We start from the raw sequence: 2,263 nt of genomic DNA, 5'->3' as shown, positions 1-2,263 counted from the left end.
CTGTTGATTCCCACAAACGAGTAATTCCTGTTGCATTTTTAAGCGCATCATTCAAATTGGTTACTACTTGCTCTTTCAAAAGTTCGCTGGTAACAGTGTTGTAAACTTGCGTATTTTCAATATTGTTGAGGGGCATTTTGGATACGGTGGTGCTTTTTTCTCTTCTGTATTTTTGCTTTCCGTTTACTTCAACTTCTTTTAAACTGTTTATGGTGTCTTTTTCTGTCTCTTGTGCAAAACTGGTTATTGAAAACAAGATAACAGTTGATAATAAATATAGGTTTTTCATTCTTATTTAGATTGATTAAATATAGCAGCAAAACTATATATTAATTTTTTCTAAACAAAATTTATTTAGAATAAATAAAAATAATAAAATTATTTGTTTGATTTTTATTTGTTTATGATAACATAAAAAGGTGTTTATGGGATGTGGTGATTGTTGTTTTTGTAAGTTAAAGATTGTTTTTTATGCTAAATATTTCCGAGTTTGGTTTTAGAATTGAATTTAAGATTTCCATAGTCCTCGGTTTCAAACGAGAGGAATATTAAAATTTGTAAGTAATATTTATTCTTGCGTTTGTACCGGCTTCAGCCTGCAAATAATACATTTCGCCATAGTTGTCATAACCGCCTGAATATAGGTATTGGTTCAAGATGTTGTTCACAATTAGGTTAATAGCGATTTTTTTGTATTGATACGAAAGCCCGCCATCAAGACGGAAATAGTCAGGAAGTGAAACTGTATTATTGGGAGAAATAAACCAAGGAGCTCTTCCTACCTGATATTGATACCCTAATGAAGCCCCTAGTCCGCTGAAGAATCCGTTGTCTAAGGTATAATTCAGCCATGTACTTTGAATGTGTTTGGTTGAACCGGGAATTTGATTTCCAACCGTTGAAGGGACGGAAGGATCTTTGGTTACTCTTCCTTCTGTAAAAGCATAATTAGCAATTACGTCAAAGTTTTTTAGGATTTCGCCTCTAAGGTCAACTTCAATCCCTTTGATTTTATGCTGACCGCCTTCTTTGTTGTATTGCATGGATCCGTCAGAATGATCTGGGTCAATCATAAGTACATTGTCCATTGTAATTTGGTAGGCTGCAAGTACCGAATTCCATTTTCCGTTAAGCCAGTCCCTTTTATATCCCAACTCCAAGTTGGTTCCCGTTTGCGGATTGAAACTTTTTCCTTGCCAATCGGTTCCATAATTTTCGGTAAATGATTCATCTCGCACAAAATACAAAGAGTTGTCGCTATCCACAGAAAAACTTAATCCCACGCGAGGCGTAAATTTATCATCGGATGTTCCGCCCTTATAGGCATCGGTGGCTTTCAACAATGTATATCTTCCCGCCAAAGTTAAACGAAGTCTATCGTCCAAAAATCCTATTTCGTCCTGAATGTAACTTGCGGTATAATTGTTTTTGTATTTTACGCCACGGTCTTTTATGTTCTTACTTCTGTCGAAAGTTGGAGAAGCAGGCAACGTCCCATGCACGGGATTGTAAATGTCCAAATCGGGCATGGTGAAAAATTGATTCCAATCGTGGTAATAGGTTTTTTCGCTGACATCCAGACCTCCCAAAAGTTTGTGAGAAACTGCTCCCGTTTGGAAATTTCCATTCACAAAAGCTTGTACTATATAAGTTTTTCCCAAAATATCCCAATTGCTTCCTGCCCTTTTGAGGATAGCGTCGTTGTTGGGGTCAAAACCATTAGGCCATAATTTGATTCCTTCCTGTTGGTAATTCATGTAATCGGCTTGGAAAGTAACTCTCCAATTGTCTTCAAACTTATGCTCGATAATTCCCAAAAGGCTTCTTTCAACCATATCGGTTGGGTCTAAGTTGGGTTCAGATGTAGTGTTGCTTCTTGGTAATTCCTCATAACCATTTTTCATGAAAAGATAGTTGGCTCCAATGGCATTTACTTTTGAAAATTGTTGGGTATATTCCAATGTAATGGAGGTATTGTCGGTAGGTAAATATTTTAATACCGTAGCAAAGGAATAGCGGTCATTAAAATCAAAATCGCGGTAACTGTCTCTTTTTTGTCCCATAACATTCAGGCGGTACAGCAGTTTTCCATCTTTGGTCAATTTTCCGTCTAGGTCAAAAGTACCTCTGAATAAATTGTCGCTCCCATAGGTAAAACCCGCTTCGGCCTTGTTTCTTCCGCTTGGTTTTTTGGTGACCACATTATAAAAACCACTTGGATTTCCGGTTGCAAGCATAAATCCGGCAGGCCCTTTTACAAATT

The 2,263-nt window shown here is 36.9% G+C and carries 1 protein-coding gene and 1 pseudogene; both read right to left on the bottom strand.

Going from position 1 to position 2,263, the window contains the following annotated elements; genetic code table 11:
- Window positions 1–289 (bottom strand): annotated as a pseudogene (locus tag VLB74_RS08140) (TonB-dependent siderophore receptor); the annotation flags it as partial.
- Between the two features lie 259 nt (window positions 290–548).
- On the bottom strand, window positions 549–2,263 hold a 1,715-nt coding region (locus VLB74_RS08135), incomplete at its 5' end, for a TonB-dependent siderophore receptor (RefSeq protein ID WP_325202958.1).

This window comes from Flavobacterium sp. (assembly GCF_035456225.1).
Lineage (GTDB): Bacteria > Bacteroidota > Bacteroidia > Flavobacteriales > Flavobacteriaceae > Flavobacterium.
The sequence above is the reverse complement of the archived record's forward strand: the minus strand, read 5'-3'. Positions and strand labels throughout refer to the sequence as shown.